Consider the following 26,608-nt stretch of genomic DNA (forward strand, 5'->3'; position numbering starts at 1 on the left):
GATGGGCCTGAAGAATTTTTTTGACAAGATTGAGCATCACTTCACGCCGGGCGGCAAGCTGGAAAAGTGGTACCCGCTGTTTGAAGCAACGGCGACGGTGTTCTACACCCCCGGCACGGTAACGCGCGGGGCTTCGCACGTACGTGATGCCATCGATCTGAAACGCATGATGATCCTGGTGTGGCTGGCGGTGTTCCCGGCCATGTTCTGGGGCATGTATAACGTGGGCCAGCAGACCATTCCTGCATTGCACCATCTGTACAGTGGCGATCAGCTGCAACAGGTGCTGGCGGGGGACTGGCATTACCGGTTGGCGCAGATGCTTGGGGCAACGCTCGGCGCGGATGCGGGCTGGATCAGCAAGATGGTGCTCGGTGCGACCTACTTCGTGCCAATCTACGCCGTGGTATTCCTGGTGGGCGGCTTCTGGGAAGTGGTGTTTGCGATGGTACGCAAACATGAGATCAACGAAGGCTTCTTCGTCACCTCCATTCTGTTTGCCCTGATTGTGCCGCCAACCCTGCCGTTATGGCAGGCCGCGCTGGGCATCAGCTTTGGTGTGGTAGTCGCCAAGGAGATCTTTGGCGGCACCGGGCGTAACTTCCTCAACCCGGCTTTAGCGGGGCGTGCCTTCCTGTTCTTTGCCTATCCGGCGCAGATTTCTGGCGATCTGGTGTGGACCGCGGCAGACGGCTTTTCCGGTGCGACACCGTTGGCGCAATGGAGCGCTGGCGGAGCTCACAGCCTGACCAACGTCACCACCGGACAATCCATCAGTTGGATGGACGCCTTTATCGGTAACATCCCTGGTTCGATCGGGGAAGTCTCAACCCTGATGATCCTGATCGGTGGGGCGATTATCCTGTTTGGCCGTGTCGCTTCCTGGCGCATCGTGGCTGGCGTGATGATTGGCATGATCGCCACGGCGTATCTGTTCAATGCCATTGGCTCAACCACCAACCCGATGTTTGCCATGCCTTGGTACTGGCATCTGGTTCTGGGCGGCTTTGCCTTCGGTATGGTGTTTATGGCTACCGACCCGGTTTCCGCCTCGTTTACCAACAAAGGGAAGTGGTGGTACGGCATCCTGATCGGCGTGATGTGCGTGCTGATACGGGTGGTCAACCCGGCCTATCCGGAAGGCATGATGCTGGCGATCCTGTTCGCCAACCTGTTCGCACCGCTGTTCGATTACCTGGTGGTGCAGGCCAACATCAAGCGGAGAAAAGCACGTGGCGAATGAATCTAAAAATGACAGCATTGGCAAAACGCTGCTGGTAGTGCTGCTGCTGTGTCTGGTGTGTTCTGTGGTGGTCGCGGGTTCCGCCGTTGGGTTGCAATCCAGACAGCAGGAACAGCGGTTGCTGGATAAGCAGCGCAATATCCTGGACGTAGCCGGTTTACTGCAACCGGGGATGACTGGCGAACAGGTGAAAGCCACCTTTAGCAAGCGCATCGAACCGCGTTTGCTGGATCTGGACAGCGGTGAGTTTGTGCCTGGCGATGCGGGCACCTTCGATCTGGCCGCCGCGCTACGCAGCGATGCCAAGAGTCGGGCGTTGACCGCCGAGCAGGATCTGGCCGGTATCCGCCGCCGTAGCAATCAGGCGGAAATCTACCTGGTGCGCGACGAAAGCGGAGCGGTGGACAAGATTGTGTTGCCGGTTTACGGCACTGGCCTATGGTCGATGATGTACGCCTTTGTCGCGCTGGATGCTGATGGCAATACGGTGCGCGGGCTGAGTTTCTATCAGCATGGTGAAACCCCGGGGCTGGGCGGCGAGATCCAGAACGCCAACTGGCGTGCACAGTGGATTGGCAAGCAGCTGTTTGATGACAACGGCAACCCGGCAATCCGCATTGTGAAGGGCGGAGCGCGGCAAGGGGATATCCACGGTGTGGATGGCCTGTCCGGCGCGACGCTGACCGCTAACGGCGTACAGCATACGTTTGATTTCTGGTTGGGCGAGCACGGCTTTGGCCCATTCCTGCAGAAAGTTCGTGAAGGAGCGCTGAAAAATGGCTGATTCCAAAGAGGTTAAACGGGTCCTGCTGGGGCCGCTGTTTGACAATAACCCGATCGCGCTGCAGGTGCTTGGCGTCTGTTCGGCGCTGGCGGTGACCACCAAGCTGGAAACGGCGGTGGTGATGACGATTGCGGTCACCCTGGTCACCGCGTTTTCCAGCTTCTTTATTTCGCTGATCCGCCACCATATCCCCAACAGCGTGCGCATCATCGTGCAGATGACGATCATCGCCTCGCTGGTGATCGTGGTCGATCAGTTGCTGCGTGCCTATGCGTTTGAAATCTCCAAACAGCTTTCGGTGTTCGTCGGGCTGATCATCACCAACTGTATCGTGATGGGCCGCGCCGAGGCGTACGCCATGAAGTCGCCACCGATTGAGAGCTTTATGGACGGTATCGGCAACGGGCTGGGCTATGGCGTGATCCTGATCCTGGTGGGCTTCCTGCGCGAGTTGGTCGGCTCGGGCAAGCTGTTTGGCATTACGGTGTTGGAAACGGTGCAGAACGGCGGCTGGTATCAGCCCAACGGCCTGTTCCTGCTGGCGCCGAGTGCGTTCTTTATCATCGGCCTGCTGATTTGGGGACTGCGTTCCCTCAAGCCAGCGCAGATAGAAAAGGAGTAACCGCCGATGGCTCACTATATCAGCCTGTTTGTGCGTGCGGTGTTCGTTGAGAACATGGCGCTGGCGTTCTTCCTGGGGATGTGTACCTTCCTGGCGGTGTCGAAGAAGGTCTCTACCTCGTTTGGCTTGGGGATTGCCGTGACGCTGGTCCTTGGCATCTCGGTACCCGTCAACAACCTGGTTTATAACCTGATCCTGCGTGATGGGGCGCTGGTGGAAGGCGTCGATCTGAGCTTCCTCAACTTCATTACCTTTATCGGCGTGATTGCGGCGCTGGTGCAGATCCTGGAGATGATCCTCGATCGCTTCTTCCCGGCGCTCTACAACGCCTTGGGGATCTTCCTGCCGTTGATCACGGTGAACTGTGCCATTTTCGGCGGCGTGTCGTTCATGGTCCAGCGTGATTACAACTTTATGGAATCCGTGGTGTACGGCTTTGGCTCCGGCACTGGCTGGATGTTGGCGATTGTTGCCATGGCGGGGATCCGTGAAAAACTGAAGTATGCCGATGTGCCAGCCGGGTTGCGTGGCCTGGGCATTACCTTTATTACCACCGGATTGATGGCATTGGGCTTTATGTCGTTCTCCGGCGTCCAGTTGTAAAGGCAGGAAGCATTTATGGAAATTATTTTAGGCGTGGTGATGTTTACCTGCATCGTGATGGTGCTGGCGTTACTGATCCTGTTTGCCAAATCCAAGTTGGTGAACACCGGTGACATTGCCGTTGAGGTTAACGGCGATCAAGACAAGAGTTTTACCGCCCCAGCGGGGGACAAGCTGCTGAACATGCTGTCCAGCCAGGGGATTTTTGTTTCCTCGGCCTGTGGCGGCGGCGGCTCCTGCGGCCAGTGCCGGGTGGTGATCAAAGAGGGCGGCGGCGATATTCTGCCAACCGAACTTTCCCATATCAGCAAGCGTGAAGCCAAAGAGGGCTGCCGCCTGGCGTGCCAGGTTAACGTGAAGCAGAACCTGAAAATCGAGCTGCCGGAAGAGATCTTCGGCGTGAAGAAATGGGACTGCGAGGTGATCTCCAACGATAACAAAGCCACCTTTATCAAAGAGCTGAAACTGCGCATTCCGGATGGGGAAGATGTACCTTTCCGCGCTGGCGGCTTTATCCAGATCGAAGCGCCCGAGCATGAAGTCAGCTATGCCGATTTCGACGTGCCGCAGGAATACCGTGGCGACTGGGATAAATTCAATCTGTTCCGTTACCGTTCGGTAGTCAAAGAGCCGACGGTGCGCGCCTATTCAATGGCCAACTATCCCGATGAGAAAGGCATCATCATGCTCAACGTGCGTATCGCTACGCCACCGCCGAGCAACCCGGACGTGCCGCCGGGCATTATGTCTTCCTATATCTGGTCGCTGAAGGCGGGGGATAAGGTGACCATCTCCGGGCCGTTTGGCGAGTTCTTTGCCAAAGACACCGACGCCGAGATGGTCTTTATCGGCGGCGGGGCCGGTATGGCGCCGATGCGTTCACACATCTTCGATCAGTTGAAGCGCCTGAAGTCGAAGCGCAAGATCACCTTCTGGTACGGTGCGCGTTCCTTGCGTGAGATGTTCTATGAGGACGACTTTAACCACCTGCAAGAAGAGAATGAAAACTTCACCTGGCATGTGGCGCTCTCCGATCCACAGCCAGAGGATAACTGGACGGGCTACACCGGCTTTATTCATAATGTCCTGCTGGAAAATTATCTGCGTAACCATCCAGCGCCGGAAGATTGTGAATTCTATATGTGTGGGCCGCCGATGATGAACGCGGCGGTGATCAAGATGCTGAAGGACTTGGGCGTGGAAGATGAAAACATCATGCTCGATGACTTTGGTGGTTAAATGCGAGCTGTAGGCGGCGATGGAATGAAGGCTTGGATGATGGTGGTGGCCCTGGCCACCGCAGTATTGCTGACCGGTTGTAAACCGCAGCAGGAAAACCTGCGTGGCAAAACCATGGGGACGTCGTACTCGATCAGTTATCTCCCTGGGGACGGAACGCCCCCGGTGGCAACGCTGCAAGCGGAGATCGACAAACGGCTGGTGCAGGTTAACGATCAGATGTCGACCTATCAACCTGATTCCGAGCTGAGCCGCTTTAACGCCAGCCGGGAAGTAGACAAGCCTTTCCCGGTTTCTGCTGCCACCACGGAAGTGGTGCTGGAAGCGCTGCGCATCAACCGTGTGACCGACGGCGCGCTGGACGTGACCGTCGGGCCGCTGGTGAACCTGTGGGGTTTTGGCCCGGAAGGGCGGTCGGATAAAGTGCCGAGCGCCACCGAGTTGGAACAGCGCCGCAACTGGACGGGGATCGACAAGCTGGCGGTGGAAGGTAATGCGCTGGTCAAGCGCATTCCTGAACTTTATGTCGACCTCTCTTCCATTGCCAAAGGCTACGGCGTTGATGTGATTGCCCAGTACCTGCAATCGCAGCACGTCAAAAACTACATGGTTGATATTGGCGGGGAGGTTCGTACCCGTGGCCATAACGGTGAGAAGAAGCCTTGGCGCATTGCTATCGAACGGCCAACCGCCGGGGGGGAGCAGCAGGCGCAACTGGTGATCGAACCGGGTGAGATGGCGATGGCGACCTCCGGGGATTACCGAAACTACTTCGAGCAGGACGGAGTGCGCTATTCTCATACTATCGACCCGCTCACCGGTAAACCGATCCGCCACAACTTAGTGTCGATCACGGTGATCAGCCCGCTGTGTATGACGGCGGACGGGCTTTCTACCGGGTTAAACGTGATGGGGCCGGAGCGGGGTATGGCACTGGCCAACCTGCTGGGGATCCCGGTGTTTATGATCGTGAAAACCGCCAAGGGGTTTGAGGAGCGCTATTCCGACGCGTTCAAACCCTATCTGAAGAAAGGGTAGACGTTATGTTGACGATGTTCGCTGCATCCTTTGTGCTGTTTCTGCTGGTAGTTGGCGGAATGTCGTTGGGCTATGTGTTCAAGCGCAAAACCTTGCAGGGCAGCTGTGGCGGCATTACCGCGCTGGGGGTGGAGAAGGTCTGCGACTGCCCGGAGCCTTGCGATGCGCGCAAAAAGCGTATGGCGAAGGAAGCGCAACGCCGCGAGATGCTGGAAAAACACCGAATTCTCTAGCCACACTGGTTTTCCATGTAGGGGCGCTGCACAGCCCCTCACCCCAACCCTCTCCCAATGTACATACCGAGTACCTCATGAACACTTGTTTGGGGAGAGGGGGCTAGTGCGGAGTTGCGGTCAGGTGCGGGAGCTAATTTGTGGCACGTTCGGTCCCCTCTCCCTGTGGGAGAGGGTTAGGGTGAGGGGCGTCACTAGTCTACACTCTCCATATTGAGCTTTTAATAATTGGCTGTATACTTATACAGTGTTATTGGAGGCGCGATGCGTAAAATCATTCATGTCGATATGGACTGCTTCTTCGCAGCGGTAGAAATGCGCGACAACCCCAGCCTGCGCGATATCCCGCTGGCTATCGGTGCCAGCGCCGATCGGCGTGGTGTGATCAGCACCGCCAACTACCCGGCGCGCCGTTATGGCGTGCATAGCGCTATGCCCACCGCCACGGCGCTCAAGCTATGCCCGCACTTGACGCTATTACCGGGCCGCATGGCGGCCTATAAAGAAGCCTCGCTGCATATCCGTGAAATCTTTGCCCGCTATACCCCGCTGATAGAACCGCTCTCTCTGGATGAAGCCTATCTGGACGTGACCAACAGCACCCAATGCAACGGCTCCGCCACCCTGATTGCCCAACAGATCCGCCAGGAAATTGCTGCTGAATTGAACCTGACCGCCTCGGCAGGCATTGCCCCGATCAAATTCCTCGCCAAGATAGCCTCCGAGTTGAACAAGCCAAACGGCCAATATGTCATCACACCGGCGCAGGTACCCGCTTTCTTGCAGCAGCTGCCGCTAAGTAAAATCCCCGGCGTGGGCAAGGTCACCGCCAAACGGTTGGAAGAGGTGGGGCTAATCACCTGCGCCGATGTGCAGAACTATAATCTGGCCGATTTGTTAAAGCGCTTCGGCAAGTTTGGCCGGGTGCTGTGGGAACGCTGCCAGGGTATCGATGAGCGTGAGGTGTCTCCCGATCGTTTACGCAAATCGGTAGGGGTTGAGCGAACGTTGGTGGCCGATATTCATGAGTGGGAAGATTGCGAGGCGTTGATCGTTGAAAAGCTCTACCCCGAGCTGGAAATGCGGCTGCGCAAGGTCAAACCAGATCTGCATATCGCCCGCCAGGGAGTGAAGCTGAAGTTCCAGGATTTCCAGCAAACCACCCAGGAGCACGTTTGGCCGGTGCTCAATATTGAGGATTTGCTTAACGTGGCCCGCCAGGCATGGCAGGAGCGGCGGGAAGGGCGAGGTGTGCGCCTGGTTGGCCTACACGTAACGCTGCTCGATCCTCAGTTGGAGCGGCAGTTGGTACTGACGTGGTGAGGTAAAAAACGAGTATGTTTAAAGCACTAGCCTAGGTACAATCAACGCTTATTTTTTTGGGTTATATCCTTACAGGGAAGCAGGAACAATGGAAAAGAATCACCAGGCGTCCGCAACAAAATGGACGTGGGCCGATTTACACAGTAGCTATCGATTTTGGGGGCTGGTTTTTTATTTTGTTTTTATTGCTTCGAGTCAATATATCTTGAGCATATATTCGGCGCTTTATATGAAGCAAAGTTCAGGTTTGTCCTATTCAACGATTGGCGTCGCATTTTCATTCCAACAGGCCGGTTTTTTATTTGGTGTGATTCTGGCCTGGATAGCCAGCCGGATGAAAAGCTACTATTTACTGTACCTGTTTAGTGCCTTCTATTTACTGGGTATAGCATTATTCTGTTTCAATGTGGAAAACGTTGTTGCGCTGATGGCCGGAGAGATGCTGATAGGGCTGGGGATAGGGGCTATCATACTGATCATCCCTGCATTTATTGCTGGTGCAGTCGGCAGTACAGAAACTTATGTCTTGGCATTTGGGTTGATGGCAACATTGAAGTTGTTGAATAATTTATCCATTGCGCCTCTGGCAGGATGGGTTTTTGATATGGATCTGTTGCTTGGCAATCCAACATACTTTTTTGCAGTATTAGCGACACCGGCGATCATTGGCACATTGTTGTTGATGCCGATGAAACCACAGTTATTTAATGTGGCGCCGCCGATACGACAGGCTGCTCCTCTTACGCCGACATACCGCGAACCTGGAATGACCTTCCTGCTGTATTTTGTGCCGTTTTACAATATTTATTGGTTGGTAAAAATACATGCGGAAATCAGAAACTATAGCCAATCTGCGACACTACTAACCCCTAGAGGGGCTGGGTGGTCGGCTTTTGTTGTGCCTATTGTCACGCCAGCAATTTTCTCCACGCTAAACGATACTCTTCGGGCGATAATTGAAAGCCATGGGCAACAAGCAAGGTATAAGACCTGGCTGATAATCCTGTTTGCTTTCCTGCTGCCACCGGTTAGCGCAGCGCTGATACAGTCGCAGATGAATGAAATTAGCGGCAATCTGGCTAACAAGGAAACGCAATCCTGACAGGTAGGGCCGATAGTTTTTTCAACTGAGTTATTGGGCCCAGCGTTAAACTGGGCCCAATATCTTATCCGCGCTCAGGAATCGCTTTCAGCAAGGCGGTCAGCAGCGTCCAGTATTGGCCAACGCTGGCGATATGCACCTGCTCATCCGGCGAGTGCGGCCCGGTGATGGTCGGCCCAATCGACACCATATCCATCTGTGGGTAAGGCTTCTTGAACAAACCACACTCCAGCCCGGCGTGGATCACCATGATGTTTGGCGTCTTGTTGAACAGCTTCTGGTAGGTTTCGCGTACCAGTTGCATCACCGGAGATTTGGCATCTGGCTGCCAGCCCGGATAGCCGCCTTTCGGGGCCACTTTGGCGTTGGCCAGTTGGCCCAAGGCGGTCAGCATATCCACCACATAGTCTTTACCGCTGTCGATCAGGGAGCGGATCAGGCAAATGATTTCGGCTTCATGCTCGCTGGTGGTCACCACGCCAACGTTCAGCGAAGTTTCTACCACGCCTTTCACTTCGTCGCTCATGCGGATCACGCCGTTAGGGGTGCCGTTGAGCAGTGCCACCAAGCGGCTCTGACAGTCTGTGGTGAGTGCCTGCAAAGCGGTGGTGGCTGGCTCGAGCAGAACGGTAATATTCTTCTCTTTGGCAGACAGTTCGTTTTGCAGCGTAGCCAGGAATTGCTGGCTCAGGGCTTTCAGCGCATCCGCTTTGGCAGCCGGAACGGCTACTACGGCAGAGGCTTCACGTGGGATGGCATTACGCAGCGTACCGCCGTTCAGCTCCAGCAGACGCAGGTTCAGCTCAGGCGTATGGGCAAACAGGAAACGGGCCAGCAGCTTGTTGGCGTTGCCCAGACCGTGATGGATATCGGCACCGGAGTGGCCGCCTTTCAACCCTTTCAGGGTCAGCTTCAGCGTTTGGTAACCGGCTGGCAGTGCTTCACGTTGCAGCGGCAGGGTGGTGATGAAATCAATCCCCCCGGCGCAGCCCATGTAGATTTCGCCTTCTTCTTCGGAGTCGGTGTTGATCAGGATGTCGGCTTGTAACCAGTTTGGCTGCAGGCCAAAGGCACCGTCCATACCGGCTTCTTCCGTCATGGTCAGCAGGACTTCCAGCGGGCCATGCTCTACGCTGTCATCGGCCAGCACCGCCAACGCAGACGCCATACCGATGCCGTTATCGGCACCCAGCGTGGTACCACGAGCCTTGATCCATTCGCCGTCGATATAAGGCTGGATCGGGTCTTTGGTGAAATCGTGAACCGTATCGTTGTTCTTCTGTGGCACCATATCCAGGTGCGCTTGCAGCGCTACCGGCTTGCGGTTTTCCATACCTTTGGTGGCAGGCTTGCGCAGCAGAATATTGCCGACCTGGTCGCGCTCGGCATGCAGGTTCTTTTCTTTGGCCCAGTCGAGGATGTGCTGCGCTAACGCTTCTTCATGGTAAGAAGGGTGTGGGATTGAGCAGATCTTGGCAAAAATATCCCACAGCGGCTGTGGCGAAAGTTGAGACAATTCAGACACTATAAGTCTCCTGTGACAGCATTTTCAGCAAGGAGTGAATGCTGTGCGGTTAGGGTGAGTAGCTATCTGTGCTTCAGGCACGTGAGCCTGAGAATATCATTTTATTCGCGGCTGTGCGCGCCCCGTATGACGCTGTTTATCGGCTTGGGTTCCCCGTTTTACGGGCGGTTGCGCCGATAAGCCACGCGGCTCGTCACAAGGATATTCACAGGAAAAACGCATCAACGCCTCGGTTCAACTGGTATTCGTGGCGCGCAGTCTCTATAATCTCGCGCAACCTTTTTTCCCCCTGAACTACTGAGTAAGCCACATCATTGCTGGCTGGGACACCATTCTATGAGCGAAAAATACGTTGTTACCTGGGATATGTTGCAAATGCAAGCGCGCAAACTGGCTCACCGCCTGCTGCCTGCCGATCAATGGAAAGGCATCATTGCCGTAAGCCGTGGCGGCCTGGTGCCTGCTTCACTGCTGGCACGTGAGTTGAGCATCCGTTATGTGGATACCGTCTGCATCTCCAGCTATGACCATGACAACCAACGCGAAATGAAGGTGCTCAAGCGCGCCGAGGGCGATGGTGAAGGCTTTATCGTAGTTGACGATTTAGTGGATACCGGCGGCACCGCCAAAGCGATCCGCGACATGTACCCGAAAGCCCATTTCGTGACCATCTTCGCCAAGCCTGCTGGCCGCCCGCTGGTTGACGATTACGTGGTTGATATCCCGCAGGACACCTGGATCGAGCAGCCTTGGGATATGGCGGTGACCTTCGTGCCACCAATCGGCGGCCGTTAATCAGCTTCTGCTTCAAACGCCCGGCAATACCGGGCGTTGTTGTTTATCCAGCGGTTTCGTCAAATTCGGTAAATTCCCCGCCTTCTACCTCCAGAGTTAGGTACACTAGCACCTAGATATCCCGGCTATTCAAGCCTTGATGTAAGTCTCAGGAGGCTGTTGTTACCATGGCACAGGCCAACCTTTCCGAAGTACTGTTCAAACCTTCATTTAAACATGTCGAAACCTCGACGTTAGTCACCCGTGCCCATCATGCGGTAGGTGCTGATATGCACTCCGCCTTGGAGGGGGACACCGATGGCAACTGGTATCGCATGCTCAACCATCTGCTGTGGACCTGGCGCGGCACCGATCCGTTGGAGATCAGCGAAGTGTTGGCGCGCATTGCGGCCTCTAACGCAGAGCATAGCGACGATCACCTGCTGGATACCGTGGTCGGTTACCGAAACGGCAACTGGATCTACGAATGGGTGCGCCAGGGGATGCTGTGGCAGCAGCGGGCATTAGAGCAACAAGATCCGCTGGTCGGCGGGCAGTATTGGCTCAATGCCGCCAATCTCTACAGCATTGCTGGTTATCCGCATCTGAAAGGGGATGAGCTGGCCGAACAGGCAGAGGTGCTCTCCAATCGCGCCTATGAAGAAGCCGCATTGCTGCTGCCGTACCAGCTAAAAGAGCTGGAGTTCGCCATTGAGGGCGGCAGTTCCATCACCGGCTTCCTGCATATGCCAGATAACGGCCAGGCGCCGTATCCAACGGTACTGATGTGCGGTAGCCTGGATACCTTGCAGACCGATTACCACCGCCTGTTCCGTGATTATCTGGCGCCGTACGGCATTGCGATGCTGACCATCGATATGCCGTCCATCGGTTCATCCTATAAGTGGAAGCTGACGCAAGACTCCAGCTTCCTGCATCAGCAGGTGTTGGCTCAACTGCCTTCCGTGCCCTGGGTTGACCATACGCGTGTCAGCGCCTTCGGCTTCCGCTTTGGTGCCAACGTGGCGGTACGCCTGGCCTATCTGGAGTCGCAGCGTTTGCGCGGTGTGGCCTGCGTTGGGCCGGTGGTGCATAGCCTGCTCTGTGAGTTGAAATGCCAGGACCACGTGCCGGATATGTATATGGACGTGCTGGCTAGCCGCATGGGTATGGCCAACGCTTCTGACAGCGTGCTGAAAACCGAGTTGAACCGTTATTCCCTGAAAACCCAGGGGCTGTTGGGCCGCCGCTGCCCAACGCCGATGCTGGCCGCCTATTGGGATGAGGATCCGCTTAGCCCCAAAGAAGAGTCGCAGCTGATCGCGTCTTCTTCGCTGAGCGGCAAACTGATCGCCATCCCGCGTACGCCGGTTTATCAGAGTTTCCATCAATCCTTACTGCAAATTTGTGATTGGCTAAGAGATAAAATGCGCTAACTAGTTGCTAATTTTTAACAGTTTGTTAAAAAGGGTGGACTACATTGTGGAGGTTGAAAAATGACGCTACCGAGTGGCCACCCTAAAAGCCGACTAATGAAACGCTTTGCCAGCCTGGGGCCGTACCTGCGCGAAGGGCAATGTGAGAACGACCGCTTTTTCTTTGACTGCCTGGCGGTCTGCGTCAACGTCAAGCCAGTACCGGAAAAACGCGAGTTCTGGGGCTGGTGGATCGAACTGCAGGCCGATAATTCCCGTTTCACCTATAGCTACCACTTTGGTCTGTTTGACAAGGAAGGGCGTTGGAACGAGGAAAAGATTAAAGACGCTGAAGTGAAAGAGAAGCTGGAAACCACGCTGCGCGTGTTCCATCGTCGCCTGGGTGAACTGCTTGCCACCATGGAGCTGAAGCTTGAACCCGCCGATGATTTCATTGAACAGCCGATAAAACTCTCCGCCTAAATCAATTCCCCCGCAAATTTACGCCGAAATCGCGTTGTGCCTGTTGGCATAACGCGTCTCTCCTGTTACAACGTCATGCATTCCTTTTAACTCCAACGGCAGAACTATTATGAACGGCAGCCAGACATTGGTTGTGAAATTGGGTACCAGCGTGTTGACCGGCGGTTCGCTGCGTCTGAACCGTGCCCATATTGTCGAACTGGTGCGCCAATGCGCCCAGCAACATGCAGCGGGCCACCGCATTGTTATTGTTACTTCCGGGGCGATTGCTGCCGGGCGTGAACACCTGGGCTACCCCGAATTGCCCGCTACCATCGCTTCCAAGCAGTTGCTGGCGGCGGTGGGGCAAAGCCGGCTGATCCAGCTGTGGGAACAACTTTTCTCGATCTATGGCATTCATATCGGGCAGATGCTGCTGACACGTGCCGATCTGGAAGACCGCGAGCGCTTCCTCAACGCGCGTGACACCATGACCGCGCTGCTGGACAACCGCATTGTCCCGGTGATTAATGAGAACGACGCGGTTGCCACCGCAGAAATCAAAGTCGGCGACAACGATAACCTGTCTGCACTGGCTGCCATTTTGGCCGGGGCGGATAAACTGCTGCTGCTGACCGATCAGCAGGGCTTATATACCGCTGACCCGCGTAATAACCCGCAAGCCGAGTTGATCCGTGAAGTGCATGGCGTTGACGATGCGCTGAGAGCCATTGCGGGCGACAGCGTTTCCGGTTTGGGTACCGGCGGCATGGGTACCAAGCTACAGGCCGCCGATGTGGCCTGCCGTGCTGGCATTGATGTGATTATCGCTGCTGGCAGCAAGCCGGGCGTAGTGGCAGATGTGATTGAAGGCAACCCGGTGGGCACACGCTTCCATGCGCTGGAAACCCCATTGGAGAACCGTAAACGCTGGATCTTTGGTGCACCGCCTGCGGGTGAGATCACCGTTGACGATGGAGCGGTAGAAGCCATGATGGCCCGTGGCAGTTCACTGCTGCCGAAGGGCATCCGCGATGTTAAAGGTGATTTCTCACGTGGTGAGGTGATCCGCATCCGCAATCTGGCGGGGCGCGATCTGGCTCATGGCGTCAGCCGTTATAACAGCGATGCCATGCGCATGATTGCCGGGCACCACTCGCAGCAAATCAGCGAGATCCTGGGCTATGAATATGGCCCGGTGGCCGTGCATCGCGACGATATGATCGTAAGTTAAGGAGTGAACATGCTCGAGCAGATGGGGAAAGCCGCCAAACAGGCTTCCTGGCAGTTGGCGGTACTGAGCACGGCGAAAAAGAACCAGGTGTTGGCGGTGATGGCCGACATGTTGGAAGCCCGCAGCGAGGAAATTCTACAGGCGAATGAGCAGGATATGGCGCAGGCGCGTGCCACCGGGATGACTGAAGCCCTGTTGGATCGTCTGTTGTTGACTCCAGCGCGTCTGGCGGCGATCGCCAACGATGTGCGCCAGGTCTGCCGCCTGAGCGATCCGGTTGGCCACGTGCTGGACGGCAATCTGCTGGACAGCGGCCTGAAGCTGGAGCGCCGTCGTGTGCCGCTCGGGGTGATTGGCGTGATCTATGAAGCGCGCCCCAACGTCACCATTGACGTCGCCAGCCTGTGCTTGAAAACCGGTAATGCGGTGATCTTGCGCGGCGGTAAAGAGACTCACCACACCAATCAGGCGACGGTGAAAGTGATCCAGCAGGCGCTGGAACAGTGCGGGCTGCCAGCGGCGGCGGTGCAGGCGATCGAAAGCCCGGATCGTGAGTTGGTGAATGAACTGCTGCGAATGGATCGCTATGTAGACATGCTGATCCCACGGGGCGGTGCCGGGCTGCATAAGCTGTGCCGCGAGCAATCGACCATTCCGGTGATCACCGGCGGTATCGGCGTGTGCCATATCTATGTAGACGACAGCGTAGACTACGACAAGGCGCTGACCATCATCGAAAATGCCAAAATACAGCGGCCAAGCGCCTGTAACTCGGTCGAAACCCTGCTGGTTAATCGGACTATCGCTAACAGCTTCCTGCCTGCATTGAGCGCGCGTATGGCCGCCGTTGGGGTAACGTTGCACGCCAGCGATAACGCCATGCCGTTGTTGCAGGAAGGGCCAGCGAAGGTGGTTGCAGTGGCCGCAGAAGATTACGATGACGAATGGCTATCGTTGGATTTGAACGTGACGCTGGTGGAAGATATCGATCAGGCCATCGATCATATTCGCACCCACGGCACCAGCCATTCCGATGCCATTTTGACGCGCTCGCTGAGCAACGCCGAGTATTTTGTCCGTGCGGTGGATTCTTCTGCGGTATACGTCAACGCCAGCACCCGCTTTACCGACGGCGGCCAGTTTGGTTTGGGCGCAGAAGTTGCGGTCAGCACCCAAAAACTACACGCCCGCGGCCCGATGGGGCTGGATGCGCTGACCACCTATAAGTGGATTGGCTACGGCGACGATTTGGTGCGCAGCTAGGTTCAGGTTTAAATGATGCTAAAGGGCGCAGTGTGTAGATACTGCGCCCTTATTGTTTCTGGCTATTGGCTCACTCGCAGCTTTTGATCATCGAGCCATCAACGCAAAAACTCCCCAGCCAAGGTATTCACGCGTGTACGCCACGTGGCGTTTAGGCGCGCTCGTCAACTGCGTCCGAACTTCCTCTGCGAGCTCATCATCGGGGTTTGCCTCCAACCATCGGCGCATCGTCAGCCACATGGCCGCTACGTACCTGTCCCAACCTTCCTGATCTGCCAACACCATTTCTACGACGTCGTAACCGAGCGTGTCAAAAGAGGTGACAAGCTCTGCCAGGGGGAGAAAGTCGGCAAGGGCAGTAGCGCCACACTCTTTGGCGATCTCTTCCGTCGGTGGCAACAGACGCCAATAAGGTTCACCGATAAGGATGATCCCGCCAGGCTTGAGGCTTTTACTCAGCAGTTCGATAGTCCCGGCGACACCTCCGGCTATCCAGGTAGCACCGACGCAGGCCGCTACTTCACATTTTTCATCGGCTACGTAACCGGCAGCGTCGTTATGGATAAACTCAACGCGTTCGGCGACACCGAGCTCCTCTGCTCGCAGCCTGGCTTGTGCACTGAATAACGGGCTCATGTCGATACCCGTACCGGTGATGTTGTAATCGCGTGCCCAGGTGCAGAGCATCTCCCCCGAACCGCTGCCGAGGTCGAGCACTCGCGTACCTGGTTCCATACGTAACACCGCGCCGAGAGTCGCGTACTTCTCGGGTGTGAACGGATTATGGATGCGGTGAGCACTTTCGCTGATAGTGAAAATACGTGGGATATCCATGACACTCTCCTTAGCGGTTGTCCAACTGGGCGCGAACATTGTTCAGCCCGCTGGTATTGATGCGATATGGCTGACCATTGACGGACTTGATCAGCTTTTTGGTTTTGAGTTTTTTGAATACGGCTAGCGTGCAGTCGCTGAGCAACAGCCCTTGGCGGCTATAACATTCAACGGAAGTGACGCGGCCGGAGGCATCTCGGACGTGCGCAATACGTCCACCTTTGGCGAGAACGTGTAAGGTACGTTGTTCCTGACGGGATAAATTCATGCTGAAAAACCTGTTAATCATCATGTGCAAAACGTGCAAACACCCAGCGGTGTCCGCATTCGATTTCGGCGCATTGATAATCAGTCCGGCCTGGAAAGGTCGGGCAGCTGATTATCGGATGATTACATTCTCCAGCATCAAAGCCTCGGTATGAGTTGAAAGGGTTTTACGGCGGGAATAGTAACACACATTATTTGTATGGGAATAAGCTGGCACTGAAAAGTGTGATCCTTGATACATCAGCGTTAATGTTGTCGCGCGGGCAGTGAAGGCGATCCAGCATACTGAATCGCATAGACTCGAACGATTAGCTTAGGTCATGCAAGGCTTTATCCACCGGTGGAGTCAGCGTGATATTCAGGAAGTCCACCGATAACCCACGACGTTCAGGCGTGCAGCACATCACACCGATTTTCGCTGCGCCTTGCGGAAAATAACATAAGCGTAGCAGCGGCCAGTGATGACCCTCCATTGAGTACTGTAATCGCAGGCTGTTGCCTTTGCGGGTCAAGCGAAGCCAGAACTCACGTGGATCCCCCGCAAAGGTGCCGGTTGCCCAGTCTGAGTTCTCCAGCGTCAGCACGCTGCCTATTGCGGGGGCACCGTCGTTAAACTCAATACCGGCTTTAAGCCAGTGCTGGTCATCGGTCATGAACATGATCCCGGCCTGGTCATACAGCGTGGTGAAGTCCGCGCAGACCTTTACCTGAAAAGTGAAATCTTCACTGACGTCGGTGGCGAAGATGTGCCCTGAAAAACGCTCAAACCCGTACCAGGTTTTTTGCCAGAAGTCGGTTTTGTCATTTGTGACAACGCTTAACTTACCGTGATCGCACTGCCATTGTTCAGGTTCATTAATCCAGTAAAAGGAATCAAGCATCAGGCCTCCCAGGGGCAAAAAATACACGTTTGTCTACCGGAAATCAGTTTACGCCTTTGTCGATACAATGACTTCCCCAAAGCCCATCGTCTTTCTACGAGATGATGCGCCAGATCAGCGTCATAAATTGGACTATCGCTATCCATTCATCCGGCCGCGTTGTTACGATCAATGATCAAGATAGAGATAGTGCATCCAGCTTGTCATGCGCAGCAGCACCTTACGCATTACGGAAACATGGGTAAAGTGGTCGGAATACACCGCCACCTGGGCAAATATCCCATCTGGCAAAGCATCAACATCCGCATTCGGCTCTAACTCAATCACCGCCAGCACGCCATCGGAGCCGGGTATCATGCTCAATGATTGCAGGGTTCCCTGCGCCTGGTACGTCCCGCTGGGAACGACGGGAAGTATGCTGGTCAGTCTCCCCTGAAACACCTGGCCAGGTAGCGCATTGAAGACGATCTCGGCTTGATCGCCCGATTTCAGGCGTAACAGCGAATTTTGTCTGAATTGCGCGACGATTTGCCGTTTTTGCTGCGGGATAAACACCATCACCGGGCGCAGTGGCAGCGCTGCCGCGTAGGTTCCTGGGCGGATAAGCACCTGGGTTACATAGCCATTACTGGGGGCGCGAACCACGGTTTGGTCGAGATTGTATTTGGCTTCTGTTAACTGGGCACGGAGGCTGACTATCTGCGACTGTTCTCCGTTGACGACGCTGCTTAACTGGCTTTTTATCTGTGCCTGTTCAGCCAATGAACTTTTCACCAGCGCATCCTGCGCCAGAAAATTTTGCCTGGCGTTATCAATGTCGCTTTCGGAGAACGGGTTTACCCTGGCCCGGCTTCCTCTAAGATAGCGCTGGTAGTCTTTATATAAACGATCGCGTTCGGCAATCACCCCCGAGGTATGGGCGACGGCTTCATCTAATTGCCCCTGGAGCACCTGGATGCTATGGATTGCCGTCATTAAATCGGCCTGTAATCTATCGACACGTGCCTGGTATCGGGTGGGCTCTATTTTAAAAAGTACGTCCCCTTTTTTTATAAAGGTATTCTGCTTATCAGTGACCTCACTGACAATGCCGGTAACTTGCGGAGTAATGGGAATGGAAACCACGGCCTTTTGTGCTTGAAAAGTATAAGGGTGGTTATAATTCATTAATAAAATCAGGGCGCCGACTAAAACAACGCCACCCAATGCTGCGGTGGGGACCGTCCATTTGTTTACCGGGATTTTAAATATTTTGAATATGCCATAGGCCAACGCGACATAGGTAAGAATAATGAGCAAGTCCATGCAGTTACTCCGCAGAAGGTGTTTTGGTTTCGCTGATGCTCTGTTCCAGCTCGGTTATTCTTTGCTCTAAGCGGGCAAAGGGATCTTGCTGGCCTTGCATGCCCCAACCGCGCTCTGGGCGATACAACGTGGCCCATATCCATAAAAAAGGCCACATCACATGCAGAGTAAACAAACTGACCCAACCCGCAACATGGATCGCGTCTGCATGCGGATGATTGCGTGATTTTGCAATCAGATAAGGAATGTCATGGAGAATAATGATCCCGTAAAAAATAACGAGGAAAACAACAATGAGTACGCCTAACGCAAAGTAATTTAAGAACATGGTGGCCTCGGCTAAGTAAACTCACCCGACGGATTAGGTACGTGCGCTATGGGTTGCGCCACCTTGTCTGTTAGGCGTGTAGTAGTGGGTTATCATTGACTGTAGTGGATAATAATTTATGAATAGTGATATTTTTCATCTACTTTGGCAGTGCACGCCGACAATGACATGTCGGTAGATAAAACACCTAAGGCAATGCTAAAAGGATGTCTTTTCATATATCCTCTCGGTGGGGAGAGGTCAGTTCATAAAATATAGCACCATCCAAAAAATCTGGCGGTATGAGAACATTTTTGTTGGCGATTTATCAGCAACCTTGGTCGTTAACGGGGCTAAAATGGTAGTGTCTATGAACCCATTTCATAAGTTCTGTGCGAACTGGCAAGGTTTACGTCAACCAAGGAAATACGCATGCTGAAAGAAAACTTCAATGAGCTACAGGTTTTTCTCGCCGTGGCGAGGGAGAGAGTTTTTACCAAAGCGGCGGGCGAACATGCGGTGCGCAGCCTGCTATCACGGTGCCAGCCACGCTCAACGGCTGCGCGGATCAGTTCAACGGCCTGACGCGTATCCGTTGCCGAAGCTCAACCCCATGCAGCCCAGGCCGAGCGCTGACACTTCCAGCCCGGACTTACCGAGATAACGTGTTTGCATTCGGGAGTTCCTCCTATTTTATCGTTAAACGTCGAGTTTGCGGCTGGCTAGCTATTCCACCCTGGCCGGATCGCGATGCGAGAAGAAAGCGCTGGTCGCGGTATCGATCGGCCGATCTGTGGTGTGTGAAAAGTTTTACTCGGCGTGATTTAATTGATTAGAGGGAGTAATTCGCTAGGGTTAATTAGCAGGATTCATTAATAAGCGAATGAACCCTGCTGTTTGTGCTGGTACTGCGGATTTTTTGTGGCTGACCTGGTCGGCAATCTTAGCCTGGCAGGCGAATTGGCCCAAGCTCAACTGAGCAAGGTAAAGACTGCACACATAAGGTTAATCATAGTACAGCGTATAGTGCAGCAAGCGGCTAAATGATCCTGAATTAATCGGCCCCGTTTTAGCGATGTAAGCCGAGAAAAGCAGGGTGTTATCGCCTTTTTTAATTTTTTGGCCGCTATTCTTTTTGCCAAAATACAGCGGGCTGCCATCACTGTCCAGCAGCCCTAACGCGATACCACTCATGCCATCAACCGGAATCAAACTGCCAGATGCGCCGGTCCCCGTTCTGTCGAACGCAATCTTGACGTTCTTATTTTCTGTATCGCAGCCGTATAAATTGATGAGGAAGGGCACCGGTGTAGATTTCCCTTTGGCATCAAGCTCGGAGCTGGATATTTCGCCCATGTTGATCGTTTGATTATCATCACCGACCACGATATTGCAGGTGGCGACAGTAATCCTGCCCACAAACTGAGTGCTACTGCTCGCCTTGATTTCCGCATGAGCAGCGGTGGGCAACAGCGTTGCGGCAAATAGAAGTAAACATTTGCTGTTCATCATTGCTTTCCTTCCCAATAACATTCACGGCATGGCAACTTCGAAGGTCAGCACCTGGCTGTATTCACCATCCTTGATTTTTTTTAGATCCTTGGTGGTGGCGGATATTTCAGCCCGCATCCTTTTTGATTCGCTGATGCTGCTGATATCACTAATAAAGCTGGAGTATTTTTGGTTGAATTTCAAGTATGCACCTTTACCTAAATCAAACAGCTTGAGGCCGATACCCTGTGGCGCTCCTGAGCTATGGCTAATCCCCCAAAAGGTCGAGCTGATTGGGTAACCGCCTTGGGTTTTGATTTCACCGGGCAGATTATAGGCGCTACCCATACAGGTGGTGGATTGGTCTGGTCCTTTTATCACGGTCATGGTGAAGTCCTCACTACGGACTCTGCCACGGCTGAGATCGTCAGAGGAGATCGGCTGGAATGCCACCACATCCGGGGTGACAACGGTCAAGGTACACTGCTTGATCGGTGGTCTCATCGAACCGCCCCCGCCTCCGCTACCGATGCTGCTGTTAGTACCGCAGGAAGTCGATCCGTCATTTCCGTTTAGGCCGCAGATAATCAAGTAGGGGGTGCTGGTTGTTGACCAGGCCATATCGGTATCCGAGCCAGAAATTATCCACAGGGCGCCGACCGAGTCTTGCAGATCATAGAAAGGGTTAACGTTATAATCGGTTTTAAATATTTTGGGTTGTACGCGAAAATTAAACGTTAAACTCTTGGTATAGCGTGGCGTGGCGAGCTCCAGATCCCAGCAAGTTTTTTGGCATGGTGCCAAAGTGGTATCGTTCCAGGTAAACTGCTTATCGTGTTCCATGTTTTCAATATTGCTAAAGGTTCTCTGCGAACCGGCACCGGAGATCGTTAAGGTCAGGTTTTTCCATACGTTAGAATTGGCAGGGATGGGAATATCCAGATCGCTGGCCTTGGAAAACTTATAGGTGATCATCTCTGCTTTATCGCCAAAGTTGATGCAGATTACCCTGGCGGTTTGGCTGGTGGAGTAGATGCCGTTGGGAATTTTCCAGATATCTTTTTTGTCACAATGCTTAATACCCTCTTCGTCTTGATAACAATTAATATCTTCAGTGCCCCTTTGGATCCTTCCCTTGATCAGGCTACCGAGGCTTACGGCAGGAATGAGGCTAGGGCTTGGCGTCCAATCGCAGGCAATAACTGACTCAGCCCAGGCGGTGTTAACAGAGAAAAGCCCTATACAGAAGCTCAGGATAAACTTGATCATAATAATAGCCTCAATATCAAGGGCGACTTTTATCGTCTTTTACCACATCGCACTGGCTCGCTGTGCAATGATAATTTATTGCGTTATAAGAGCCATAATCATTAATGTACTGTAGTTGGATGGCCTGGTTTTTTACCAGCGCGTTTGGCACAGTGACGTCACTCAGCGGCTTAAGCGTTATAGCCTCATCCGACAGTGATAGCGGTTTGCTCGCTACGCTGAGGGTCGGGATAACGATATAAAAAGGCGTAGGATTGACGATCTTCACGCCATTATTGACGGGGGTAAGCACTAACTTCTCTTGCCAAACCTCCATGGCCATTTTTTTCAGGCTCGCAGGGCGGTAGAAGACCTTTATTTTAATCCGTAAAGCTAACTGCACGACGTTGCTCTTTTCAGATTTTGGTGGGATCTCCTGCAGGTTATAGAAGAACAATGACTCTCTATCCTGAGGTAATTGAGCCGCAGCCGGCAACGGGGTAATGTTTACCTGCACTGTAGTGTCTTGTTCCAGCCGTTGTAGCGGTGGCAGCACGGTAAGGGGGGAGTTTATTTTTTCTTCATTTTCATTTTCTAGCCAGCTTTGTGCCAGATAAGGTAATTTTTTACTGTGGTTAATAATATTAACCGGTGCCGATTTTTCATCACCCATCATAATCACGCGAGTTCTATCAATAGAGATCGCCGCGTTGGCCTGGGAGACGCTAAAACCTGCTAGCATCAGGATAAAAAATAGCTTGGTAGCCTGTGGGAACATGGGAATATCCTTGTGAGATTATTGGGTTTTACATACCGTAGAAGAGGTGAAAGACAGCGATACATTCTGGCCCTGCAGGCTGAAGAAACAGTGTCGGCCAGCCGCATCCATCGCTTTTAGGGTGGAATCACTGCTGACTCCGGAAATATAGACCTCGCCATTTTCACCCACCATGCCAACGCTTCTCTTCTCAGCAGCGTCTTCAACGGTGGTGCCAAACGGGATCGGTCGGCCCTGGGGATCGGTTAACCGAATAAAGGCTTTGATCCCCCGGTAAACCTTGAGTCTGCGATAGCCAATCGCCCCTTTGGTTAGCACCGTTTGGATGTTGGCGACTGAACCATCAACATCATCGGGGAGTCGTTTAGTATCAATCGAGTAATCGGTACGGTAATATTCCGGGACGTCGTTGATGATGGCCAAGCCTTGGGCGTTGGTGGGCTCGTTGCGGTCTCCATTGCCAACGTAAACACCGGCAATACCCTTAGTGTCGAGCAGCAGTCTTGAGTTTCCGGCGTAGCCGTCACGGTGCATAACGGTGCCATGAGCGGTGGTCGTGAACCCGGACTTGATGCTGCCGCCCAGATAGTAATCGTCGTCACTCATCGATGCGTTTAAGGTGGTGGCGACCTTGGCCATTTTTTGCGAGGAGTTGGCATTGATCTTACCTTGCCGCAAGCCCTCATAGGCGTTGGCGCCAACGGACCAGGTATTATTGGGGTCAACATTATTGGTATAGGACAGGCTCGGTGATAATTTACCGTTATTGGTACGCATAGCGGTATTCATATAGCTTTTGGCACCTAATGGGATATTAAAACTCAGGTAGATTGAGTTGTTGTTTTTCTGGCTCTGTGAATAAAAGCTTTTCTTATACTCTGTGCGGTTTACCGAGAGATAGGTATTGATATTTTTCAGGCCGGCGAAGTCAAAGGATTTTGACACGCTTAACCCGTAGGTATTACTGTCGGAAACGTCCTGCCAGTAGGTTTGCTTGGTATAAATGGCGTTCAGTGAGAACCCGAGATCGCTAAAGCTCTTGCTGGCGACGATATTGTAACTTTCCTTGCTGGTGCTGATATAATCCGGGCTAGTTTTCAGTGTGATAAAATCATTGAGCGTCAGGAAGCTTTCCTCTGAGAAACGGTAGCCCGCAAAGGTAATTTGGCTATCAATGCTGTCGAACATTTTCGAGTAGTTGAAACGGTAGCTTTGGCCCCGCGGGCGGGAGTCTGTCAGCTGTGCATCGGTGTGGGTCAAGTCGAAGGATAGGGCACCCAGTATGCCCATATCGTAACCAATACCCCCGTTGATAGCGTAGTACTGTTTATCGGTAAGGATAAAGCCGCCAAACAGTGACGTTCCTGAAAAGATGCCGAGAGAGGCTTCACCGGTGGCGAGATACGGATTGAAACTTCCATTGTTATTTGATTGCCCCATCATGACTTTATATCTGACATGACCGGAACGCGTCAGGAAAGGAACGTTGGAGGTTTGAATGGTTGACGTTCTCTCCTCACCATTTTCCTCGCGGATGGTTATTTTTAACTCGCCAGAGGTCATGTCGGTGAGATCGTTGATGATAAAGTTGCCGGGCGGCACCAACTTTTCATAGATAACGTTATTATCACCCCGGGTGATGATAATTTTGGCGTTGCTGTTGGCAACTCCTTCGATGACCGGCGCATAGCCACGCAATGCCGGTGGCAGCATGCGATCGTCGCTGACAATGGCAACCCCGGTATAGTCAATGGCGTCGAAAACATCGGATGAAAGAAAGTTTCTGCCGAGAGTTAAATGAGCACCGGCATCATTGAGTGAGCGCGCCAGGTAAGCCGTTGGCGTGCTGAAGCGCGATTGCTTTTCGCCCTGCCGGCCTTTATATAAAAATGCCTGATGGTGACTTCTCAGGCGCCAGGAACCGTAGTTCACACCGGCAGTCCCGTAGCCAGATAATGACAGGTAGTTTGAACCCTGCTTATTCTGATAGACGTTGCCACTGGCGTTATAATCAAGCAGGATGCCGGGAATGCCTTCATCCCATTGCGCCGGTGGTATCCAGTTGGGATCGTTATACTTTAACGCTGCCTGCGGGATCGTCAGCAGCAGTTCGCTCTTTTTACGATCGATTCTCACCGTGCTGCCTGCATAATCCTCAACGATAATGCAGGTGCTATCCCCTGGTGCGTGGTGTTCCATTATTCCCTGCAAGGCACTACTTTTTAAATCAAATTTCTGCAACAGTTCCGGGGTAAAGCAAACCTTGCTGTCCCCCTCGATGTCGATTAACTGGAACTGGAGGGTGCCAACAGTTCTATTATTCAACTTTAACGACAGCAGGTAGTTTCCCGCTGGAATATAATCAGGACGTGAAAAATTACTCAAGCTGATACTCTGTTTATCGAGGATGTCCAAGGCTCTGGTCTCAAACTCAATATCATTGTTTTTTGCATAGGCTGAGTGTGCAACAATGATAAAAAACAATAGGGATGAAGCGGGTGAGTAATTTTTCTTATTGTTCATGATAATAGTTTCTGAACGTCGGTAAGTAGCAGGCTTGGCCAAGCCATACCTGCTAGGTGATAATTACTACTGGATTTGGGGGTTTTAGAGATAGGTCAGAGAGAAGCTGGTCAATGCGTCATAGTGACCGGCAATAACCGCTTCCCCATCCAAGGCAACGACCTGAGCGGAGAATTGCAGGGTGTTGTCTCCGGTGCGCAAGCTATAAGGCTCGGATTTTGTCGCAATCTTAACCTGCTTGTTGGCGGCATCTAACAGACGGATGGCCAAACCCTTGGCATCACCGGTGACCCCCAGGAAACCATTGGCACCACCGACAGACATGCCATCGAAGCGGACGTTGACTTTGGTTTCGGCGGCAGCCTTGGGATCAAATGTGCAGCCGATAAGTTTGATTTTAAACTCGATAGGGGTGCTGTAACCGATAGTGGTCAACTGGGAGTCGGCAACCTGTCCCAAGTTGATCGATTGGTTGTCGCCATCAATACCTGGAGCTAAACCGCAAGGGGCTTTTAACACCGAACCTTTGAACAGGATCTGGCCATTGCCTTGGGAACCAGGGGGAACCTCAGCCAGAACGGTACCGCTCAGCGCTAAAGAGGCTAATACGGTAGCGGCTAGCAGGGTTTTCTTGATAGTCATTTTTAATCTCCATATTTACATGCTGTCTTTGGTATAAATCGGCTATACCTTTCCTTGAGGTTACTTATATAAAAGACCTCACACATAGCGCCTTATCTTGTTGCCAGGTGTGAGATCTCTTAAACACCGTAAATCATTAGCTAGGTGTCCTTTTTAGCTTGTCTTCCCTTGAGGATAGGCAGACTTACACAGTATCCTGGATTACTCACTGTCCATTTTTGTTGTTAATTTTGGTATATGTAATAATTATTATTAATTATAAATTAGAGGAGTTATAATTATAGTGGCAATATTTATTAAACCCTTTTAATTCAATCTGTTAGTTTGTTTTTTATGTTATAATTTTTAATAATTTTTACAATCATTGACATTATTTGGTATTATCGGTAGGTTATGTGTTTTTTGATTTTCTGCGTATTTTTAGCGATAAATAAACTGAGAGTGGAGTTTGTTGTGTGGTCGTTTCAATAATCAATGGTAGGAGGCGTGAGATTGGTCTAAGTGAGGATTTAGATGCTGCAGTGGAGATTTATTATAATGCGATTCATAAAATTTATATGACTCATCCTCTCTATTTTAAAGTGATGTTTAAAGCCAATCGGAATATTATTTTTTGGTCCATGTTAGGTGGTTATTACACCTTTAAAAACCCTTCTTTTAAAGGGGTTAAGAAGCTTTGCATTAACCATGAATTGTTAAGTGCTAATGCCTTGGATTCATTCATCTCTTTCTTGCAGGTAGGAGGGCGCTTGGCGATCAGGCGTGATGAACAGGATAAACGCAAATTAACTTACCAACCGACAGCCAAAGGGGTAAATGAGGTTCGTGAGTTGATTGATACCCTGCTGCTGGCTTACGCGATGATCTACCCTGAGTTCGCTCTTGCACAGAGGTTTGATCACGATGATTTCATGGCGGATTTTTTCAAAAATTATATACAAGTCATAGGGAAAGAAATGTTTGTGTATGACGTTGTGCCAGATAGCCGTGCATTTTTGACCAAGGATGGGGGGCATATGATGATGTTTCACCTGTATATGGAAAGTCTCAGGCAAAGAACGTTAACGGTGCAATATAATTACTTAAAAGTATCGACGGAGTTTTCGGTATCCCGCTCACATATCAAGCGATGTTTTCAGGCAGCCGAGCGGTTAGATTTATTGAACTTGAGGCAAGATGGCAAGACCATTGAGCTTAAACCCCGTTTTATCGATATGGTCAGAGAGGCCTTCTGTTTTTACCTGGCGAGCGTGGAATATGGCGTTTTTGGGGCGCGTTAATCGGGTCCAGGCATGCCAGCCTTAACTGAATGGTAGGGTCTCACATATTCGACCGTAGGGGCGCTGCATGCTGCGCCCGCTTTGACTATCAGTGGGTGAGTTCAGAGCATACATCTTCACCAGGGCGCAGAATAGTATCCTGACGTAACAGAAATTTTTGTATCTTGCCCGAAGTGGCAACGCTTGCAGATG

The 26,608-nt window shown here is 52.6% G+C and carries 27 protein-coding genes and 1 pseudogene; 16 read left to right on the forward strand and 12 right to left on the reverse strand.

Going from position 1 to position 26,608, the window contains the following annotated elements; all coding sequences use genetic code 11:
• The first annotated feature begins 1 nt into the window (after window position 1).
• The 9 genes from KGP17_RS05280 to KGP17_RS05320 all read left to right on the forward strand — a co-directional run bounded on the left by KGP17_RS05280 (window position 2) and on the right by KGP17_RS05320 (window position 8,187).
• Entirely contained in the window at window positions 2-1,243 is a 1,242-nt protein-coding gene (locus KGP17_RS05280) for an NADH:ubiquinone reductase (Na(+)-transporting) subunit B (RefSeq protein WP_021181928.1), read from the forward strand.
• On the forward strand, window positions 1,233-2,027 hold the full coding sequence (locus KGP17_RS05285) for a Na(+)-translocating NADH-quinone reductase subunit C (RefSeq protein ID WP_223498971.1): 795 nt from the start codon (window positions 1,233-1,235) through the stop codon (window positions 2,025-2,027). Before KGP17_RS05280 ends, KGP17_RS05285 begins: the two co-directional genes overlap by 11 nt.
• Entirely contained in the window at window positions 2,020-2,649 is a 630-nt protein-coding gene (locus KGP17_RS05290) for an NADH:ubiquinone reductase (Na(+)-transporting) subunit D (protein ID WP_021181926.1), read from the forward strand. Before KGP17_RS05285 ends, KGP17_RS05290 begins: the two co-directional genes overlap by 8 nt.
• 6 nt (window positions 2,650-2,655) lie before the next feature.
• The gene (nqrE, locus tag KGP17_RS05295) at window positions 2,656-3,252 is read left to right on the forward strand and encodes an NADH:ubiquinone reductase (Na(+)-transporting) subunit E (RefSeq protein ID WP_021181925.1); all 597 of its coding nucleotides are present in this window, start codon (window positions 2,656-2,658) and stop codon (window positions 3,250-3,252) included.
• A gap of 15 nt (window positions 3,253-3,267) precedes the next feature.
• A complete protein-coding gene (gene nqrF / locus KGP17_RS05300) occupies window positions 3,268-4,491 on the forward strand; it encodes an NADH:ubiquinone reductase (Na(+)-transporting) subunit F (protein WP_021805594.1) in 1,224 nt (407 codons plus the stop codon).
• 24 nt (window positions 4,492-4,515) lie between these two features.
• A complete protein-coding gene (locus KGP17_RS05305) occupies window positions 4,516-5,529 on the forward strand; it encodes an FAD:protein FMN transferase (RefSeq protein ID WP_371822112.1) in 1,014 nt (337 codons plus the stop codon).
• A gap of 5 nt (window positions 5,530-5,534) precedes the next feature.
• Window positions 5,535-5,762, forward strand: coding sequence for a (Na+)-NQR maturation NqrM (gene nqrM, locus KGP17_RS05310; RefSeq protein WP_021805592.1), 228 nt, complete (start codon window positions 5,535-5,537; stop codon window positions 5,760-5,762).
• 264 nt (window positions 5,763-6,026) lie between these two features.
• Window positions 6,027-7,085 (forward strand): DNA polymerase IV, encoded by a 1,059-nt coding sequence (gene dinB / locus KGP17_RS05315; protein WP_021805591.1) that lies wholly within the window; start codon window positions 6,027-6,029, stop codon window positions 7,083-7,085.
• Window positions 7,086-7,173: 88 nt separating this feature from the next.
• A complete protein-coding gene (locus KGP17_RS05320) occupies window positions 7,174-8,187 on the forward strand; it encodes an MFS transporter (protein WP_094983025.1) in 1,014 nt (337 codons plus the stop codon).
• A gap of 64 nt (window positions 8,188-8,251) precedes the next feature.
• On the opposite strand, the gene pepD is transcribed toward KGP17_RS05320, so the two are convergent.
• Window positions 8,252-9,712, reverse strand: coding sequence for a beta-Ala-His dipeptidase (gene pepD / locus KGP17_RS05325; RefSeq protein WP_021805589.1), 1,461 nt, complete (start codon window positions 9,710-9,712; stop codon window positions 8,252-8,254).
• A gap of 336 nt (window positions 9,713-10,048) precedes the next feature.
• On the opposite strand from pepD, the gene gpt reads away from it, so the two are divergent.
• The 5 genes from gpt (at window position 10,049) to proA (ending at window position 14,860) form a co-directional block, all read left to right on the forward strand.
• Window positions 10,049-10,507 carry a xanthine phosphoribosyltransferase gene (gpt, locus tag KGP17_RS05330; protein ID WP_021805588.1) on the forward strand — a complete coding sequence of 153 codons (459 nt, stop codon included), beginning with the start codon at window positions 10,049-10,051 and terminating at the stop codon, window positions 10,505-10,507.
• 167 nt (window positions 10,508-10,674) lie between these two features.
• Complete coding sequence (gene frsA, locus KGP17_RS05335) at window positions 10,675-11,922, forward strand: esterase FrsA (RefSeq protein ID WP_223498972.1); 1,248 nt, start codon at window positions 10,675-10,677, stop codon at window positions 11,920-11,922.
• A 60-nt stretch (window positions 11,923-11,982) separates the two neighbouring features.
• Window positions 11,983-12,384, forward strand: a complete 402-nt coding sequence (crl, locus tag KGP17_RS05340) for a sigma factor-binding protein Crl (RefSeq protein ID WP_021805586.1) — start codon at window positions 11,983-11,985, stop codon at window positions 12,382-12,384.
• A 109-nt stretch (window positions 12,385-12,493) separates the two neighbouring features.
• Window positions 12,494-13,597, forward strand: coding sequence for a glutamate 5-kinase (proB, locus tag KGP17_RS05345; protein ID WP_021805585.1), 1,104 nt, complete (start codon window positions 12,494-12,496; stop codon window positions 13,595-13,597).
• A gap of 9 nt (window positions 13,598-13,606) precedes the next feature.
• Window positions 13,607-14,860, forward strand: a complete 1,254-nt coding sequence (gene proA, locus KGP17_RS05350; protein WP_223498973.1) for a glutamate-5-semialdehyde dehydrogenase — start codon at window positions 13,607-13,609, stop codon at window positions 14,858-14,860.
• An 87-nt stretch (window positions 14,861-14,947) separates the two neighbouring features.
• Here proA and KGP17_RS05355 read toward each other — a convergent pair whose 3' ends face one another.
• The 5 genes from KGP17_RS05355 to KGP17_RS05375 form a co-directional block, all read right to left on the reverse strand.
• Entirely contained in the window at window positions 14,948-15,694 is a 747-nt protein-coding gene (locus tag KGP17_RS05355) for a cyclopropane-fatty-acyl-phospholipid synthase family protein (protein WP_021805583.1), read from the reverse strand.
• A 10-nt stretch (window positions 15,695-15,704) separates the two neighbouring features.
• Entirely contained in the window at window positions 15,705-15,962 is a 258-nt protein-coding gene (locus tag KGP17_RS05360) for a YjhX family toxin (RefSeq protein ID WP_223498974.1), read from the reverse strand.
• Between the two features lie 307 nt (window positions 15,963-16,269).
• Window positions 16,270-16,842 (reverse strand): DUF1349 domain-containing protein, encoded by a 573-nt coding sequence (locus KGP17_RS05365; RefSeq protein ID WP_094983028.1) that lies wholly within the window; start codon window positions 16,840-16,842, stop codon window positions 16,270-16,272.
• 168 nt (window positions 16,843-17,010) lie between these two features.
• On the reverse strand, window positions 17,011-18,147 hold the full coding sequence (locus tag KGP17_RS05370; RefSeq protein WP_021805579.1) for an HlyD family secretion protein: 1,137 nt from the start codon (window positions 18,145-18,147) through the stop codon (window positions 17,011-17,013).
• Window positions 18,148-18,151: 4 nt separating this feature from the next.
• Window positions 18,152-18,475 carry a DUF3302 domain-containing protein gene (locus tag KGP17_RS05375; RefSeq protein WP_115158572.1) on the reverse strand — a complete coding sequence of 108 codons (324 nt, stop codon included), beginning with the start codon at window positions 18,473-18,475 and terminating at the stop codon, window positions 18,152-18,154.
• 411 nt (window positions 18,476-18,886) lie between these two features.
• Between KGP17_RS05375 and KGP17_RS05380 the strand changes: the two genes are divergently transcribed.
• Entirely contained in the window at window positions 18,887-19,039 is a 153-nt protein-coding gene (locus KGP17_RS05380) for a hypothetical protein (protein WP_021805577.1), read from the forward strand.
• On the opposite strand, the pseudogene KGP17_RS05385 reads toward KGP17_RS05380, so the two are convergent.
• The 6 genes and pseudogenes from KGP17_RS05385 to KGP17_RS05410 form a co-directional block, all read right to left on the reverse strand.
• Window positions 19,000-19,129 (reverse strand): annotated as a pseudogene (locus KGP17_RS05385) (aldo/keto reductase); the annotation flags it as partial. The gene KGP17_RS05380 and the pseudogene KGP17_RS05385 overlap by 40 nt on opposite strands.
• A 330-nt stretch (window positions 19,130-19,459) precedes the next feature.
• Window positions 19,460-19,966, reverse strand: a complete 507-nt coding sequence (locus KGP17_RS05390; RefSeq protein ID WP_223498975.1) for a fimbrial protein — start codon at window positions 19,964-19,966, stop codon at window positions 19,460-19,462.
• A gap of 21 nt (window positions 19,967-19,987) precedes the next feature.
• Entirely contained in the window at window positions 19,988-21,214 is a 1,227-nt protein-coding gene (locus tag KGP17_RS05395; protein ID WP_179253319.1) for a hypothetical protein, read from the reverse strand.
• 16 nt (window positions 21,215-21,230) lie between these two features.
• Entirely contained in the window at window positions 21,231-21,971 is a 741-nt protein-coding gene (locus KGP17_RS05400) for a molecular chaperone (RefSeq protein WP_021805574.1), read from the reverse strand.
• A gap of 18 nt (window positions 21,972-21,989) precedes the next feature.
• On the reverse strand, window positions 21,990-24,356 hold the full coding sequence (locus KGP17_RS05405; protein WP_245398322.1) for a fimbria/pilus outer membrane usher protein: 2,367 nt from the start codon (window positions 24,354-24,356) through the stop codon (window positions 21,990-21,992).
• A gap of 222 nt (window positions 24,357-24,578) precedes the next feature.
• Window positions 24,579-25,136, reverse strand: coding sequence for a fimbrial protein (locus KGP17_RS05410; protein WP_115158575.1), 558 nt, complete (start codon window positions 25,134-25,136; stop codon window positions 24,579-24,581).
• 455 nt (window positions 25,137-25,591) lie between these two features.
• Here KGP17_RS05410 and KGP17_RS05415 point away from each other — a divergent pair, with 455 nt between their 5' ends.
• A complete protein-coding gene (locus KGP17_RS05415; RefSeq protein WP_021805571.1) occupies window positions 25,592-26,416 on the forward strand; it encodes a hypothetical protein in 825 nt (274 codons plus the stop codon).
• The last annotated feature ends 192 nt before the right edge of the window (window positions 26,417-26,608 follow it).

Origin of the sequence: Serratia sp. JSRIV001 (assembly GCF_019968745.1) — a bacterium.
Classification (GTDB): domain Bacteria; phylum Pseudomonadota; class Gammaproteobacteria; order Enterobacterales; family Enterobacteriaceae; genus Chania; species Chania fonticola_B.